A 15,461-nucleotide genomic window follows, 5' to 3' on the forward strand; every position below is an offset into this window, starting at 1 on the left:
GCGGCGAGCGCCCTGCGGGCGCGTCCTCAAACGCCGGACGGGCTGATGTGGCTGAGCTCAGCCACTACCAGCCCGTCCGGGGGCACCGCCCAGCGGTAGCTGGGGGAGATTGAGGACACCGCCGCGCAGCGGTGGTGCACCCCACCACCCGCCGACCAGGCGAACGGCCGCCGATAACACAGAGATACATGCCCCGCGTAGCGTCCCCGCACGTGAAGCCGTCGAACGGGAGAAACGACATGCCCAAGCTCATGGTCACCGCCGCTGCCGCCGCGGGCACGGCCCTCCTCCTGGCCGCCGGGACCACCGCCGCCACCGCCGCCCCCGGTGACTGGACGAGCAAGAGCTGGAGCAAGACCGTCAGCGGCGCCCACGGCAGCGGCACGATCACCCGCGGCGACGAGGGCAACGCCTACGCGGCCACCGGCACGTTGACCGTCACCGACACCGACCCGAAGGCGTGCTATACCGCCCGGCTCGGGATGAAGGTCTGGACGCTCTCCAAGCCCGGCGGCCTGCGCGAGGTCGAGGTCGGCTCCCACTCGGCCAAGCAGTGCGGGCCCGGAACCATCGACATCAAGGCCGACTCCTGGGCGAACAACGTCACCGACGGCCCCTGGGTCACCCTCTGCAAGGAAGGCACCAAGTGCGCGCGCTGACCGCCGCACCCGCACCCTGAGCCGGACGAACTCCACCCCTATCCGCGAAAGTAGGGGTTTCCTTCGCACGAGCGCACGTATTACGTTGAACGCCTCGGGGAGGACGCCACCGTGGCCCAAGGCAAGCTGCTCGCTGTCAGTGACCTGCACGTCGTGTACGAGGACAACCGCACCCTCGTCGAAGCGCTGCGGCCGGAATCCGACGAGGACTGGCTGATCGTCGCCGGTGACGTCGCCGAGCAGTACGCGGACATCGCCTGGGCCCTGCGGCTGCTCAGCGACCGCTTCGCGAAGGTGATCTGGGCTCCCGGCAACCACGAACTGTGGACCCACCCCCAGGACCCCGTGAACCTGCGCGGCGAGGCCCGCTACCTGCACCTCGTCGAGCTCTGCCGCGACTTGGGCATCGCCACCCCCGAGGATCCCTACCCCCTCTGGGAGGGCGAGGGCGGCCCGGTGGCCGTGGCGCCCCTGTTCGTCCTCTACGACTACTCGTTCCGGGTGCCGGGCGCGCACACGAAGGAGGAGTCGCTGCGCCGGGCCTATGACAGCGGAGTGGTCTGCACCGACGAGCACTTCCTGCACCCCGACCCCTACCCGAGCCGCGACGCCTGGTGCCGCGCCCGGGTGGCGCTCACCGAGGCCCGCCTCGCCGCCGTCGACCCCGCCCACCGCACCGTCCTCGTCAACCACTTCCCGCTGGTCCGCGAGCCCACGAGGATCCTGCGCTACCCCGACTTCGCCCAGTGGTGCGGCACCGAGCTGACCGCCGACTGGCACGTGCGCTTCCGCGCCGCCGCCGCGGTCTACGGCCACCTGCACATCCCCCGGGTCACCTGGCACGACGGGGTGCGCTTCGAGGAGGTGTCCGTCGGCTACCCCCGCGAGTGGCGGCCCCGGCCGCCCCGCGAGCCGCTCCGGCAGATCCTGCCCCGCCCGGCCGGGGAGAGCGCACCCCACGCAACCCCTGCGAACAGCACGGCTATAAACAGCCCCGCTTCGAGCAGCACACCTTCGAGCAGCCCAGTTTCGAGCAGTACAGCGAACGCGCGCACAGCAGACCGAGGAGCAGCACGGTGATAGAGCAGATCCTGCCCGCCGGGACCGTCGCGGAGGAGACCTTCACCGACCTCCCCGAGGGCGCGCCGAGCCCCCTGTTCCCCGAGGAGGAGGCGGTCGTCGCCAAGGCCGTGGCCAAGCGGCGCCGCGAGTTCACCTCCGTACGGATCTGCGCGCGCAAGGCCCTGGACCGGCTGGGGTACGGGCCCGCGCCCCTGCTGCCCAACCGGCGCGGCGCGCCCCAGTGGCCGGGCGGCGTCGTGGGCAGCATGACCCACTGCGACGGCTACCGCGCGGCCGCCGTCGCCCCGGCCGGGGACACCCTCTCGCTCGGCATCGACGCCGAGCCGAACGGGCCGCTGCCCGAGGGCGTCCTGGACGCCGTCTCCCTGCCGGCCGAGCGGGAGTGGATCCGTGCCCTGTCCGCGAGCCGCCCCGGGGTGTCCTGGGACCGGCTGCTGTTCAGCGCCAAGGAGAGCGTCTTCAAGACCTGGTACCCGCTCACCGGGCAGGAACTGGGCTTCGAGGAGGCCGAGCTGGAGGTCGACGCGGACGCGGGCACCTTCTCCGCCCGCCTCCTGGTGCCCGGCCCGGTGGCCGGCGGCCGGCGCCTGGACGGCTTCACCGGCCGCTGGCTGGCCGCCGAGGGGCTCGTCGTCACGGCGATAGCCCTCAGCGCGTCACCGGCATCCCATGACGGAACCGTGCGAAGCCCTCGGGAATCCGCCGCGCGAACCGCGTATTGAGCCACAGCCGCAGCAGATCGCGCTGCCGCCCCGGGACGTCCTCGAAGGCCGAACGGCCGTGGATCACCACATTGTTGTTGAGGAGCTGGAGATCGCCGGGGCGCAGCGTCATGTCGACGCGGTACTCGTCCATCGCCGCGATGTCCTGGAACGCTCGCAGCGCGTGCTTCTCGATACCGCTCAGCGGAATTCCGGTCTTCTCCACCGCCGAGTCGATGTAGTGCGTCATATAGAACCGGCAGCTCAACAGGCCGTCGAAATAGCCGTACACCGCGTTGCGGTAATAGGGGAGTTCCTGTGAGCCCTCTTCCGTACGCCGGTCGTAGACGAAACCCCGGTAGTACAGGCCGAGCAGTTCCCGGTGGTGGGCGAGCAGATGGTTGTGGACGCTCATCGAGCTGGCCAGGGTGCTGACCCCGCCCCGGCCCGCGCTGCGCAGGCAGAGCAGGCCCACGATGTCGGAGCTGTCGGTGTGGAACGGCAGGGCGCTCCGCGTGCGGTAGGCGCGGGTGGTGGGGTTCTCCACGCCGCCCTGCCCGTAGTCGCGGACGTGGGCGATGAGCTCGCCGGCGGCGTTCTGCGACACCGGGGTGCCCAGATGGAGGCCGATTCCCCAGTAGGCGAGGCGGGCGTCCTCCAGCGGCCAGCGCTCGACGGGCAGGCCGCGCAGCACGCTGAAGCCGCGCCCGAACTCCAGCTCCTGAACCGTTGCTTCGAGCGTCTTGGCGAGCGTCGGCAGCGGGAAGTCCTCGACGGTCAGGGACTCCAGGGGCAGGCCGCGGCCCCGGGCCGTGGCCAGGGCGGCGTCCAGCTCCGCCACTTCGGCCGGGGTGAGGGCCGTGACCCAGTCGCCCTCGTCGGAGAAGTCGGCGGCCCGCCAGGCGCTGGGGCCGGTGACGGGCTCGGTGAGGATGGTGTCGGCGGATGGCGCGGGCATGCGTACTCCACTCTGGCTCGCGGGAGCGGCTCGGCGCGTGTGCGGAGGTCGGCCGGGCCACGTGCCATGTGCCGCGGAGCGTACGGGAAGATGTGCGACACACCGATCATGAATCGAACGTGAGCCGCGGTCAATTGACATGAACCCGTGGCGTGAACTCGATCACCTTCCCGGTTACTTCATGGTGCATGGCTCGCACACCTGGTTAGCGTGACCGCGTGACCAGGTCAACGAGAATGTCCGCTCTTGTCGCCGGCTGTGCCCTGCTGGGCGGCACGCTGGCCGGTTGCGGTTCCGGAGGCGGTTCATCCGCGTCCGGCTCCGGTGACACTCTTTCCGTCGGCCTCATCGCCGAGCCGGCCGGCCTCGACTTCACCACCACCGACGGCGCCGCCATCCCGCAGGCCATGCTGGGCAGCGTCTACGAGGGTCTGGTCCGCCTCGACCAGCAGGGAAAGATCCGGCCCCACCTGGCCGAGCGCTACGACCGCTCCGACGACGGCCGCACCTACACCTTCCACCTCCGCAAGGGTGTGAAATTCACCAGCGGCGCGGAGTTCACCGCGGACGACGCGGTCTTCTCCGTCAACCGGGTGAAGTCCGACTGGAAGTTGAAGATCAAGAAGCAGATGGACGTGGTCGAGAAGGCCGAGAAGGTCGACGACCGCACCGTCAAGGTCACCCTGAGCAGGCCCAGCAACGGCTGGCTCTTCTCGATGACGACGCGCGTCGGCGCGATGTTCAGCCGCACCGGCGTCAAGGACCTGGCCAACCACCCCGTCGGCACCGGCCCGTTCGCGCTGGAGAGCCGCCGCCGCGGCGACCGCATCGTCCTCAAGAGCAACGCCGACTACTGGGGCACCAAGCCCGAGCTCCGCCGGGTGACCCTGAAGTACTTCAAGGACGCCGGCGCGATGAACAACGCCCTCCTCACCAAGGGCATCGACGTCCTCGGCACCGTCCAGGCCCCCGAGTCGCTCTCCCGCTTCGCCGACAAGAACCGTTTCCGGACGATCGAGGGCACCTCCACCGGCGAGGTCGTGCTGTCGATGAACAACACCCGCGACCCGTTCAAGGACAAGCGGGTCCGCCAGGCCGTCCGGCACGCCATCGACCACAAGGCGCTCGTCGACACCGCCCGCTCCGGCCACGGCAAGCTCATCGGCACCATGGCCACCCCCACCGACCCCTGGTACGAGGACCTCACGGGCCGCTACCCGCACGACCCCGCCAAGGCCCGGCAGCTCCTGAAGGACGCCGGGGCCGAGGGGAAGACGCTGCGGCTGCGCGTGCCCAACATGCCCTACGCCGTCTCCGCCGCCCAGGTGGTGAAGTCCCAGCTCGACCAGGTCGGCCTGAAGGTGGAGATCGAGACCCTGGAGTTCCCCGCGCGCTGGCTGTCGGAGGTCTTCACCAAGGCCGACTACGACATGTCGATCATCGCCCACAACGAGCCGCGCGACCTGTGGACCTTCGCCGACAGCAGCTACTACTTCCACTACGACAGCCCCGCCTACGGCAAGCTCCTCCAGGAAGCCGACGCGGGCAAGCCCGAGGACGAGGCCGCCCGCTACCGCGAGGCGACCCGGCTGCTCTCCGACGACGCCGCCGCCGACTGGCTCTACCTGATGCCCAACCTCATGGTCGCCGACAAGAACGTCACCGGCCTGCCCGTCAACCAGGTCGGCGAGGGCCTGGAGCTCGCGAACGTCCGCTGGGCCGAGAAGTGACCCTGCTGCTGCGCAAGCTCGCGGCCCTGCTGATCAGCGCCGTCGTCGCGAGCTTCGTGGTCTTCGCGTTCCTCAACGTCCTGCCCGGCGACCCCGCCGAGGTCGCCCTCGGCACCAACGCCACCCCGGACGCCGTGGCCGCCCTGCGCCACGAGTTCGGCACCGACCGGACCCTCGCCGCCCAGTACGCCGACTGGGCGCAGGGCCTGCTCCACGGCGACTTCGGCACCTCCTACGTCACCCACGACCTCATCGGCCCCCGCATCGCCGACCGCCTCGGCGTCACCTGCTGGCTCGCCGCCGGCGGCATGCTCGTGGCCCTGCTGTTCGCCCTGCCCGCCGGGGTCCTCGCCGCCGCCTGGCACCGCTCGCCCGCCGGTGCGTTCCTCTCCGGCCTCAGCCAGGCCGGCATCGCGATCCCGGCCTTCCTCGCCGGGATCCTGCTCGTCTACGTCTTCGCCGTCCGCGCCGGCGCCCTGCCCGCCGGCGGCTACACCCCGCTCGCCGAGGATCCCGGCGAGTGGGCCCGGCAGCTGGTCCTGCCCTGCCTGTCCCTCGGCCTGGTCCAGGGCGCCGTCCTCACCCGCTACGTGCGCTCCGCCGTCCTGACCGTGCTCCACCAGGACTTCCTGCGCACCGCCCGCGCCAAGGGCCGCACCCGCCGCTCCGCCCTGTGGCGCCACGGCCTGCCCAACGCGGCCGTGCCCGTCCTGACCGTCCTCGGCCTCCAGCTGAGCACCCTCCTGGTCGGCGCCGTCGTCGTCGAGCGGGTCTTCGTCATCCCCGGCCTCGGCGACCTCCTGCTCCAGGCCGTCGCCGACCGGGACCTGCTGCTCGTCCAGGGCGTCGTCATCGTCCTCGTCGTGGCGGTCCTCGTCGTGAACGTCCTGACCGACCTGATGTACCACCTGCTCGACCCCCGGCTGCGGAGCCGCTGATGAAACCGACGGCGCGCCTCCTTCGCCGCCCGACCCTCACGGCCGGGGGCCTCCTGGTCGCCCTCGTCCTCCTCATGGCCCTGGTGTCCCTGGTGTGGACGCCCTACGACCCCACGCGCGTCGACGCCGCCCAGCGGCTCCTCGCCCCCGGTGGCGGCCACCTGCTGGGCACCGACCAGTTCGGCCGGGACGTGGCCAGCCGGCTGATGACCGGCGCCCGCACCACCGTCTTCGTCGGCGTCGTCGCCGTCGGCTTCGCGGTGGCCCTCGGGGTGCCGATGGGCATCGCCGCCGGCATGTCCCGCGGGGCGCTCAGCGGCCTGCTCATGCGGGTCAGCGACTTCCTGCTGGCCTTCCCCGCCCTGCTGCTCGCCATCATGCTGGCGGCCGTCTACGGCACCAACACCCTCACCGCGATGATCGCCATCGGCATCGCCTCGGCCCCCGGCTTCGCCCGGGTCGGCCGGGCGGCGACCCTGCGCGTCATGGCCGCCGAGTACATCGACGCCGCCCGCCTGGCCGGCCGCACCCGCGCGGCCATCGCCCTGCGGCACGTCCTGCCCAACATCCGGGACGTCGTCATCGTCCAGGTGTCCGTCGCCTTCGCCACCGCCGTCCTCGCCGAGGCCGCCCTGTCCTACCTGGGCCTGGGCACCCCGCCGCCCACCCCCTCCTGGGGGCGGATGCTGCTGGACTCCCAGGAGCTGCTGTTCTCCCGGCCCGAGCTGTGCCTGTGGCCCGGCCTCGCCATCGCCGCCGCCGTCCTCGGCCTCAACCTCTTCGGCGACGGCCTGCGGGACCGCTTCGACCCCACCCTCGAAGGAGTCCGATGACGCTCCTTCAGGTCAGCGACCTGACCGTGCACGCGGGCCCCGTGCCTCTGGTCCGCGGCGTGAGCTTCGCCGTCGAGCGGGGCGAGCGCGTCGGCGTCATCGGCGAGTCCGGATCCGGCAAGACCCTCACCGCCCTCGCCCTCCTCGGCCTCCTCGACGAAGGGCTCCGGGCCGGGGGCGGCGCCCGCCTCGACGGGGTGCCGTTCGACCTCCTCGGCGCCGGCGACCGCGAGCTGTCGACGGTCCGCGGGCGAATCGCCGGCATGGTCTTCCAGGAGCCGATGACCGCCCTCAACCCCGTCATGCGCGTCGGGCCCCAGGTCGCCGAGACGCTGCGCCTGCACGGCACCCGGCCCACCCGCGCCGCCGCCCGCGACGCCGCCGTCGGCCTCCTCGAACGGCTGCGGCTGCCCGACCCCGAGCGCGCCGCCCGCGCCTACCCCCACCAGCTCTCCGGCGGCCAGCGCCAGCGCGGCGTCCTCGGCATGGCCCTCGCCAACGACCCCGCCCTGCTCATCTGCGACGAGCCGACCACCGCCCTGGACGTCACCGTCCAGAAGGACATCGTCGAGCTGATCACCGGCCTCTCCGACGAGCGGGACACCGCCGTCCTCTACATCAGCCACGACCTGGCCCTCGTCGCCTCCGTCTGCCACCGGGTGCTCGTCATGTACGGCGGGCGGATCGTGGAGAGCGGCCCCGTCGAGCAGGTGCTGGGCTCCCCCTCCCACCCCTACACCGAGGCCCTCCTCGCCGCCTGCGACCTCTCGCCCGGCTCCCACCCCCGGGCCATTGCCGGCACGGTGCCCGCGCCCGCCGACCTGCCCGCCGGCTGCGTCTTCCGCGACCGCTGCGCCCACGCGGACGACGCGTGCGCGCAGGTACCGCCGGCCGTCGCGGCCGGCCCCGGCACCACCGTCGCCTGCTGGCACCCCAGGACGGCCGCGGCCCCCGTGACAGCCGTGCCGGCCCCGGCTGAGGCACCCCCGGCTGAGGCGTCTCCGGCCGGGGACGGCCCACCGCTGCTCGCCGCCCGCCGCCTGACCCGCCGCTACACCCGCCCGCGCCGCCACCCCTTCGCCGCCCGCGCCCACTTCACCGCCCTGGAGGAAATGGACCTGGAGCTGCGCGCCGGGCAGCGCCTGGGTGTCGTCGGCGAGTCCGGCTCGGGCAAGACCACGCTCCTGCGGCTCCTCGCCGGGCTGGACCGGCCCACCGGCGGCAGCGTGGAGCGCGCCGGGAGCGGGGGCCTCCAGGTCGTCTTCCAGGACCCCATGGGCTCCCTCGACCCCCGGATGCGCGTCCGCGACATCGTCGCCGAACCGCTGCCCGGCCGGCGCTCCCCGGCGGCGGCCGAGCGGGTGGCCGAGCTGCTCGCCTCCGTCGGCCTGCCCGCGCAGGCCGCGGACCGCTACCCGCACCAGTTCTCCGGCGGCCAGCGCCAGCGCATCGCCATCGCCCGCGCCCTGGCCCCCCGCCCCGCCGTCCTCCTCGCCGACGAACCGGTCAGCGCCCTGGACGTCTCGGTGCGCGCCCAGATCCTCGACGTCCTGCGCGGGGTGACGGCCGGCGGGGACATGGGGCTGTGCGTCGTCTCCCACGACCTCGGCGTCATCCGCTACCTGTGCGACACCGTCATCGTCATGCAGAACGGAAAGGTCGTGGAGAGCGGCCCGGTGGAAACCGTCTGGAATTCCCCTCGCCACCCCTACACGGAACAACTGCTCCAGGCCGTCCCCGTGCTGGGCGAGGCACTGGCCGGGGCCACCGGGCGGCAGGCCGCGACGGCCGAACCGACGGGCGCGGAGGCGCTGTTGGAGGACGGCCGGGGTCATTAGCGCCCGATCAGGCCGGAACTGGTCGGCACCCGTCCGAGGCGACGGCGCTCCGGGGGCCGTGCATGCGCAGTCCCCGGTGTGCTGGTGCTGAGTGAGGCCGCGGACAGGTTGCCGCCGGTTCCCACCGATCATCCCGATCCCCACCAACCAAGTCAATCCTGAGACTTGACTCGAACTGCCCAAGGAAAGGCTTGTACCGTGAGCGGGTGACGCTAGATGACCTGAAGGTGTTCGTCCTGGTCTGCGAGGCCCGCAACCTCAGCGCCGTGGCCCGCGAGATGAACTGCAGCCAGTCGGCGGTGAGCCAGCACGTCCGGCGTCTCGAAAAGGAGATCGGCCTCACCCTCATGGAGCGTCAGCCCCGCGGTGTGGCCCCCACCGGGGCCGGCCGGATCCTCCAGCGCGCCGCCTCCGACGGGCTCACCGCCCTCGGCGAGGGCCTGCGGCTGCTGGAGGAGCTGCGCACCGGGCACGGCGGCGGCGTCGTCATCGCCACCGGCGCCACCACCATCCGCAACTTCATGGGCGCCGCCATCAAAGAGTTCTGCGCCGCGTTCCCCGAGGTGGGCCTGGAGTTCCACACCGAACGCTCCAGCCACCGCTGCATCGACGTCCTGCGGTCCGGCGCCGTCGACCTCGCCTGGGTGACCATTGCCGGGGAGGCCGACGCCCAGGGCATCGAGCAGCGTCCGGTCGTCAGCCTCGAATGGGTTCTCGCCGTGCGCTCCGACGACCCCCTCGCCGGGGAGAGCGCGCTCCTCGCGGACGACCTGGCCCGCACCCGCCTCATCCGGCCGCCCGCCGGCACCAGCTCCGGCCGCCAGGTGGAGCACTACCTCGGCGCCCACGGCCTGCCCCCGCGCGCCACCACCACCCGCGCCACCGACTGGGACACCGCGCTGCTCCTCGCCGAGATGGGCCTGGGGCACGCGCTCATCCCCGCCGCGCCCGGGCTCGTCGGCCAGTCCGGCGACAGCGTCCGGCTGATTCCCGTCACCGGCATCCCCTCCCTGGAGGTGGGCTGGGCCGCCCGGCAGTGGTCGGCCCTCTCACCCGCCGCCCGCGGCTTCGCGGACACCGTCACCCGGCACGTCGGACGCGGCTGATAAACCCGCGCGGCCCGGCGGGCGCCCGTCCAGCGCGCACAGTGTCCCGTACGCCGCCTGGACGAACGGGGCCAGCGGCGTCGGGGCCGCGTTGGCGAAGGCGGCCAGCGCGGTGCCGGAGTCCGGGAGGAAGCCCGCGAAGGCGGTGAAGCCCCGGGTGCCGCCGGAGTGGTGGAGCAGCGGGCGGCCCTGCCGGGGGCGGAGGTTCCAGACGAGACAGAGGCGGTTCTCGCTCCGGGGCAGGGACAGCCGCGGCCGCTGCACATCGGTGAGCGCGGCCCGCAGACTGGCGGGGCCGGCCCGCTCCGGGGCGAGCAGCGCCGTGAGCAGCGTGAGCATGTCCCGCCCGCTGGAGCGCAGGGCTCCGGCGGCCGGCAGCGCGGGGATGAGCCAGGGCGGGCGGGGCCGCCCGTGCCAGTGGCCCGGGGCCTGCGGGCGGCCCGGGTCGCAGTCGGTGTCGGCGAGCCCGAGCGGCCGCAGGACCCGCTCGGCCAGCAGCTCCGGGTACGAGCCGCCCGCCGCCCGCGCCAGCGCGTGACCGAGCAGCCCCACCCCGAAGTTGGAGTACCGCACCCGGGTGCCGGGCCGGTGGTGCAGCCGGGTGCGGGGGAGCGCGGCCATCAGGTCGGCGGGGGAGTACGCAGCGTAGGGGTTGCCGAACCAGCTGTGCCGCGCGGAGCCCGTGAGCAGCCCCGGGGGCTGCCGGGGCAGCCCGGAGGTGTGGGTGGCCAGGTGCAGCAGAGTGACCGGGGGGCCGCCGGGCAGCGCGCGCGGCAGGTAGCGGGCCACGGGATCGTGGTAGCGGACCTCCCGGCGGGCGACGAGCTCGGCGAGGAGCAGCGCCGTGAAGGTCTTGGTGAGCGAGCCGGTCTCGAAGCGGGTGTCCGCCGCGCACGCGCCCCCGCACAGCACCACGCGGTCCCCGCCGCGCACGGCCGCGACGGCCACGGCGTCGGCACCCCTGGCGGTGCCGAGCAGCGGGAGCAGGCACTCGGCCAGGGGCGCCCCTTTCACCGCGCGCGCGCCGCGCGGGCCAGCGCGACGGAGCCCGCGACGGCGGTGACGACGACGGTGTGCTGGTGGACCTTGAACCGCTGCGCCGGGTCGTCGCCGACGGGGTCGCCGTCGCAGGGGATGAAGCCGTCCTCGTCCTGGAGGTCCGCGATGGCCTGCCAGTCGGCCGGGTCGCAGTACGGGTTCTCCAGGGAGGCGCCGATGATGAGGAGTTCCGTCACCAGGTCCCACTGCTCGACCTCGCGCCAGATGTCGATCCACACCGGCAGCCAGGTGCGCACGTACGCGGCGAGGTCGGGCGGCAGGCCCTCGGGGCGGGCGCCCCAGTCGGTGAGGTGGAAGACCGTGTGGGTCATCATGTAGGCGGTGATCCAGTTGATCGCCCAGGGCTCGGGCGTGGCGCCGAGCCAGGTGGCCCGGGCCAGTGCGGCCCAGTCGTCGTCCTGGTCGAGGCCGACGACCCGGGCGGCATTGGCGACGGCGAGGCGGCGGTTGGGCAGCAGCTCGACGCTGTGGACCGAACGCAGTCCGGCGCGGTGGGCCAGCAGCCGGTCCAGCTCCGCGTGGCGGTACCCGCAGCGCACGAACGGCGCGTACATCTCCAGCGGGTCGGTCATCAGCGTGTGCCGCAACTGCCGCTCGTAGAGCATGTCGCCCTCGCGCAGCTGCGACCAGGTGAAGTCCATCAGGCTCTGCGCGGCGACGAGTTGGCCCGGCCCGGCCACGCCGTCCCGCAGCAGGATCGACGCCGCAAGGGTCGTCTCGCCCAGGGGTTTGTAGACGCTGTCGGGGTCGGCGATCGTCTCCGTGGTGCCCTCCGGGAGGGCGCCGTGGGAGCGGTTCGCGTGCAGCCACGACAGGGCCCGGTCGGCCATGCTCCGGGCCGCCAGGGCCACGGGCTCGGGAACCGTCATGTCCGTACCGCCTCCGATTCCCGGGGGAGCTCCCCTTGCAGCAGGTGCCGTGTGACGGCCAGGTCCAGGGCGGTGCGGGGGCTCTCGCCGCCGAGCACCCGCACGTGTTCCGCGGCCGGCCCCGGGTCCAGCGGCAGGGCGACGCCCTCGTGGCGCAGCCACGCCAGCCAGCGGATCAGCCGGACGGCCGTGGGGAAGTCGCGGCGCAGGATCGACCGGGCGACGCCCCGGCCGAGCGGCACCGCCGCGCCGCGGGCCGCCTCGTGCACCGGGCCGTCGAGGCCGGGGGTGGCGAGCGTGGCGAGCTGGGCCATGCGCACGGACCAGCGCTGCCAGTCGGCGGTGTCGGTGAGGGCGCCGTCGCCCTCGGGCTGCGCGGCGTGCACGCCGGGGGCGTGCTGCCCGCCGTAGCGGGCCAGGAGCTGCGCGGTCGCCCAGTCGCGCCAGGCGACGGTGCGCTCGTCCGTGCGGTCCAGGGTGCCGGTGCGCGCCGCCGGGAAGGCGTCGAAGGACCGGGCCACGGCGGCCGCGTCCTCGGCGTGGAAGGGGGCGCCGATCAGGACGCGCGGGGTGAAGGTGTCCGCCCCGAGCACCCGGACGGCGGCGAGGGCCGCCAGCGGGTCGGGGGCGCTGTCGACGTGCCGGGCGACGAGCGCAACCGTGCCCCCGGCGCCCCGGAGGGCGCCAAGGACACGGGATGCCAGGTGGTCTGCCGCCGCGGCGTAGTCCGCCCGGGCGCTGCTCACTTGCCCTTCGGCTCCTTCGGCTCCTTGGGGGACAGCAGAAGCAGCGCGAGCAGAACGCCTTCGGCTTCGGGCGCGGGCAGCGGTGGGTCGCTGACGACGGCTTCCGGCTCCAGCATCAGCGCCCCGAGGGCGGTGGTCTGGGTCGGGGTCGCGACGAGTCCGAGGGTCTCTTGAGCAAGCATCACGCCTCCTAGCGGGGATTGCACAGGGGAGTGCATCGTGAATTGTCATCACTTATATGGTGATGCCGTTTTCGAGCCTAGGACGGTCAGTGGGGTTCCGCAGCTTGAACGCCATTCAGGGAGGCCGGACGGGTGACCGGATACGGGGGAGACCCATGGGGCCAGCGGGGCGGAAGGTCCTTACAGCCGCTGCCAGAAGCGCAAAGCCAGGAAATTGAAGATGCAAAAGATATGAAAGTAGAGGATGTTATAGGCGATTCCTTGAAAAATCCATCATTCGGGTGAAGTGCGGATGCTTGTGTGTGGCGCGCCGTCCGGCGCGGCAAGGTCAGAAAATAGGCTGACGCGCCATCGGCGGGGCCCTGGGCAAGAGGGAGTACTGCGATGACCACTTCGGACTCCGTGCGTACCTGTCCGTTCCGGCATGACGAGGCCCTGGAGCCCGATCCGTTCATGACCCGGATGCGGACCGAGGCCCCGATCGCACGGGTGGAGATGCCGTACGGAAAAGGCGATTGCTGGCTGGTGACCCGCTACGCGGACGTCCAGCTGGTCACGTCGGACCGCCGGTTCAGCCGGGCGGCCCTGGTCGGGCAGGACTTCCCGCGGATCACCCCGGCCCCCATCGCCCAGTCGGAGGCGATCAACCTCATGGACCCGCCCGCGCTCAACCGCGTGCGCCGGCTGGTCACCAAGGCGTTCACCACCCGCCAGGTCGAGGAGCTCCGCCCCTGGACCCAGCGCACGGTGGACGGAATGCTCGACGGCATGGCCGAGCACGGCGCCCCGGCCGATGTCGCCGAGCACCTCGCGGGCCGGCTCCCGCTGATGACGATCTCCGAGCTCCTGGAGATCCCCGAGCCCGACCGCCCCCAGCTGCGCCGCTGGGCGATGGCCATGATGTCCATGGCCCTCGACGACCGGGTGTCGGCCGCCGAGGCCAAGGCCGGCCTGCGCGCGTATTTCGGCGAGCTGACCGCCGCGCGCCGCCGCGACCCCGGCGAGGACCTCATCAGCGCCCTCGCCACCGCCCGCATCGGCGACGAGATGCTCACCGACGCCGAGCTCGCCGTCCTGGCCATGCTCCTGGTGGTCACCGGCCACGACACCACCACCTACGACATCAGCAACATCATCTACACCCTGCTGACACACCCCGACCACCTGGCGCGGCTGCGCGCCCGGCCCGAACTCCTCCCGCAGGCCATCGAGGAGCTGCTGCGGTTCATCCCCTTCCGCCAGGGCGTCGGCATCCCCCGGGTGGCCCTGGTGGACGTCGAGATGGACGGCGTGACGATCAAGGCGGGCGACACCGTGCACGTGTCGTACCTGACCGCCAACCGCGACGAACTCGCCTACGAGCGACCGGACGAGCTCGATTTCGAGCGCAAGGACCCCGCTCTCCATATGGCCTTCGGATACGGCAGCCACCACTGCCTGGGATCCCACCTGGCCCGCATGGTCCTCCAGGTCTCCATCGGCACACTGCTCACCCGTTTTCCCACACTGCGGCTGGCCGTTCCGGCGGAGGAGGTGCAGTGGAACACCGTCTCGATCTGGCGCTATCCCCTCACCTTGCCGGTCGCCTGGTAAGGAGCCGACATGGCAACTCTGTGCAGACCTGCCATCGCTGTTCCCGAGCACGTCATCACCCGGGAACAGACCCTGGATCTCGCGCGCACCCTGCACGCCGACCATCCCCAGCTCCCGCTCGCCCTGCGGCTGATCGGCAACACCGGCGTCCAGACCCGGCATCTCGTGCAGCCGATCGAGGACACCCTCAGACACCCCGGGTTCACCGCCCGCAACGCCCGCTACGAGGCGGAGGCCAAGGCCCGGACCCCCGAGGTCATCCGGCGGGCGCTGGCCCACGCGGAGCTCACCACCCGCGACATCGACATGATCGTCTATGTGTCGTGCACCGGGTTCATGATGCCGTCGATGACCGCCTGGCTCATCAACACCATGGACTTCCGGGCCACCACCCGGCAGTTGCCGATCGCCCAGCTCGGCTGCGCCGCGGGGGGCGCGGCCCTCAACCGCGCGCATGACTTCTGCACCGCCTACCCCGGGTCGAACGTGCTGATCGTGGCCTGCGAGTTCTGCTCGCTGCTCTACCAGCCGACCGATCTCGGCGTCGGCAATCTCCTGTCCAACGGCCTCTTCGGGGACGCCCTCGCGGCCGCCGTGGTGCGGGGCGAAGGCGGCTCGGGCGTGCGGCTGGAGCAGAACGGCTCGCACCTCGTGCCCGACACCGAGGAGTGGATCTCCTACGGGGTCCGGGACACCGGCTTCCACTTCATGCTCGACAAGCGGGTGCCCGGCACCATGGCCATGCTCGCGCCCGCCATGCGGGCCATGGCCGAGCCGCACGACTGGGACGTCTCCGGGCTGGACTTCTACATCGTGCACGCCGGCGGCCCCAGGATCCTGGACGACCTGTCCAAGTACCTCAACCTCGCCCCGGAGACCTTCCGTTACAGCCGGGCGACCCTCACCGAACGCGGCAACATCGCCAGTGCCGTCATCTTCGACGCCCTGGAGCGGCTCTTCCAGGACGGCGGGGCCGACCACAGCGCCCGGGGCATCATCGCCGGCTTCGGTCCGGGCATCACGGCGGAGATCGCACTGGGCACCTGGAACGCACCGGACCGCGAGGGCGAGCCGGCGCTGGCGGCACAGCTGCCGGTCTGAGCGCGGGGAGGCGCGGGGGGGGGGGCGCCCGCCCGGCCCCCCCACGCACCCGCGAGCGCCGAGCC

The 15,461-nt window shown here is 72.6% G+C and carries 15 protein-coding genes; 10 read left to right on the forward strand and 5 right to left on the reverse strand.

Annotation, left to right across the window (positions count from 1 at the left end; translation table 11 throughout):
* The first annotated feature begins 239 nt into the window (after positions 1-239).
* The 3 genes from ABZ951_RS31895 to ABZ951_RS31905 all read left to right on the forward strand — a co-directional run bounded on the left by ABZ951_RS31895 (position 240) and on the right by ABZ951_RS31905 (position 2,464).
* Positions 240-659: a hypothetical protein gene (locus ABZ951_RS31895; protein ID WP_344096399.1), complete on the forward strand. Its 420-nt coding sequence runs from the start codon at positions 240-242 to the stop codon at positions 657-659.
* Between the two features lie 111 nt (positions 660-770).
* On the forward strand, positions 771-1,739 hold the full coding sequence (locus ABZ951_RS31900; protein ID WP_344096397.1) for a metallophosphoesterase: 969 nt from the start codon (positions 771-773) through the stop codon (positions 1,737-1,739).
* Entirely contained in the window at positions 1,736-2,464 is a 729-nt protein-coding gene (locus tag ABZ951_RS31905; RefSeq protein WP_344096395.1) for a 4'-phosphopantetheinyl transferase superfamily protein, read from the forward strand. The genes ABZ951_RS31900 and ABZ951_RS31905 overlap by 4 nt, the downstream gene beginning before the upstream one ends.
* Here the strand turns inward: ABZ951_RS31905 and ABZ951_RS31910 are convergent.
* The gene (locus ABZ951_RS31910) at positions 2,391-3,401 is read right to left on the reverse strand and encodes a TauD/TfdA family dioxygenase (protein WP_344096392.1); all 1,011 of its coding nucleotides are present in this window, start codon (positions 3,399-3,401) and stop codon (positions 2,391-2,393) included. The two genes, ABZ951_RS31905 and ABZ951_RS31910, sit on opposite strands and share 74 nt — an antisense overlap.
* Before the next feature lie 218 nt (positions 3,402-3,619).
* Between ABZ951_RS31910 and ABZ951_RS31915 the strand changes: the two genes are divergently transcribed.
* The 5 genes from ABZ951_RS31915 to ABZ951_RS31935 all read left to right on the forward strand — a co-directional run bounded on the left by ABZ951_RS31915 (position 3,620) and on the right by ABZ951_RS31935 (position 9,846).
* Complete coding sequence (locus ABZ951_RS31915) at positions 3,620-5,131, forward strand: ABC transporter substrate-binding protein (RefSeq protein ID WP_344096390.1); 1,512 nt, start codon at positions 3,620-3,622, stop codon at positions 5,129-5,131.
* Positions 5,128-6,069 (forward strand): ABC transporter permease, encoded by a 942-nt coding sequence (locus tag ABZ951_RS31920; RefSeq protein WP_344096388.1) that lies wholly within the window; start codon positions 5,128-5,130, stop codon positions 6,067-6,069. Before ABZ951_RS31915 ends, ABZ951_RS31920 begins: the two co-directional genes overlap by 4 nt.
* A complete protein-coding gene (locus ABZ951_RS31925) occupies positions 6,069-6,902 on the forward strand; it encodes an ABC transporter permease (RefSeq protein WP_344096386.1) in 834 nt (277 codons plus the stop codon). Before ABZ951_RS31920 ends, ABZ951_RS31925 begins: the two co-directional genes overlap by 1 nt.
* Positions 6,899-8,740, forward strand: a complete 1,842-nt coding sequence (locus ABZ951_RS31930) for an ABC transporter ATP-binding protein (protein WP_344096383.1) — start codon at positions 6,899-6,901, stop codon at positions 8,738-8,740. The genes ABZ951_RS31925 and ABZ951_RS31930 overlap by 4 nt, the downstream gene beginning before the upstream one ends.
* Before the next feature lie 206 nt (positions 8,741-8,946).
* Entirely contained in the window at positions 8,947-9,846 is a 900-nt protein-coding gene (locus ABZ951_RS31935) for a LysR family transcriptional regulator (protein ID WP_344096381.1), read from the forward strand.
* Here ABZ951_RS31935 and ABZ951_RS31940 read toward each other — a convergent pair.
* The 4 genes from ABZ951_RS31940 to ABZ951_RS31955 are packed head-to-tail and all read right to left on the reverse strand — an operon-like array spanning position 9,790 to position 12,702.
* Positions 9,790-10,860, reverse strand: a complete 1,071-nt coding sequence (locus tag ABZ951_RS31940; protein ID WP_344096378.1) for a serine hydrolase domain-containing protein — start codon at positions 10,858-10,860, stop codon at positions 9,790-9,792. The genes ABZ951_RS31935 and ABZ951_RS31940 overlap by 57 nt on opposite strands.
* Positions 10,857-11,774 carry a hypothetical protein gene (locus tag ABZ951_RS31945; protein ID WP_344096376.1) on the reverse strand — a complete coding sequence of 306 codons (918 nt, stop codon included), beginning with the start codon at positions 11,772-11,774 and terminating at the stop codon, positions 10,857-10,859. Before ABZ951_RS31945 ends, ABZ951_RS31940 begins: the two co-directional genes overlap by 4 nt.
* Positions 11,771-12,520 carry a hypothetical protein gene (locus ABZ951_RS31950; RefSeq protein WP_344096373.1) on the reverse strand — a complete coding sequence of 250 codons (750 nt, stop codon included), beginning with the start codon at positions 12,518-12,520 and terminating at the stop codon, positions 11,771-11,773. The genes ABZ951_RS31945 and ABZ951_RS31950 overlap by 4 nt, the downstream gene beginning before the upstream one ends.
* Positions 12,517-12,702, reverse strand: coding sequence for a hypothetical protein (locus tag ABZ951_RS31955; RefSeq protein ID WP_344096371.1), 186 nt, complete (start codon positions 12,700-12,702; stop codon positions 12,517-12,519). The genes ABZ951_RS31950 and ABZ951_RS31955 overlap by 4 nt, the downstream gene beginning before the upstream one ends.
* Positions 12,703-13,086: 384 nt before the next feature.
* Between ABZ951_RS31955 and ABZ951_RS31960 the strand changes: the two genes are divergently transcribed.
* Positions 13,087-14,295 carry a cytochrome P450 gene (locus ABZ951_RS31960; RefSeq protein ID WP_344096369.1) on the forward strand — a complete coding sequence of 403 codons (1,209 nt, stop codon included), beginning with the start codon at positions 13,087-13,089 and terminating at the stop codon, positions 14,293-14,295.
* A gap of 9 nt (positions 14,296-14,304) precedes the next feature.
* A complete protein-coding gene (locus tag ABZ951_RS31965; protein ID WP_344096366.1) occupies positions 14,305-15,396 on the forward strand; it encodes a type III polyketide synthase in 1,092 nt (363 codons plus the stop codon).
* Positions 15,397-15,461 lie beyond the last annotated feature (65 nt).

Origin of the sequence: Streptomyces sp. NPDC046215, from assembly GCF_040646215.1 — a bacterium.
GTDB lineage: Bacteria > Actinomycetota > Actinomycetes > Streptomycetales > Streptomycetaceae > Streptomyces > Streptomyces stramineus.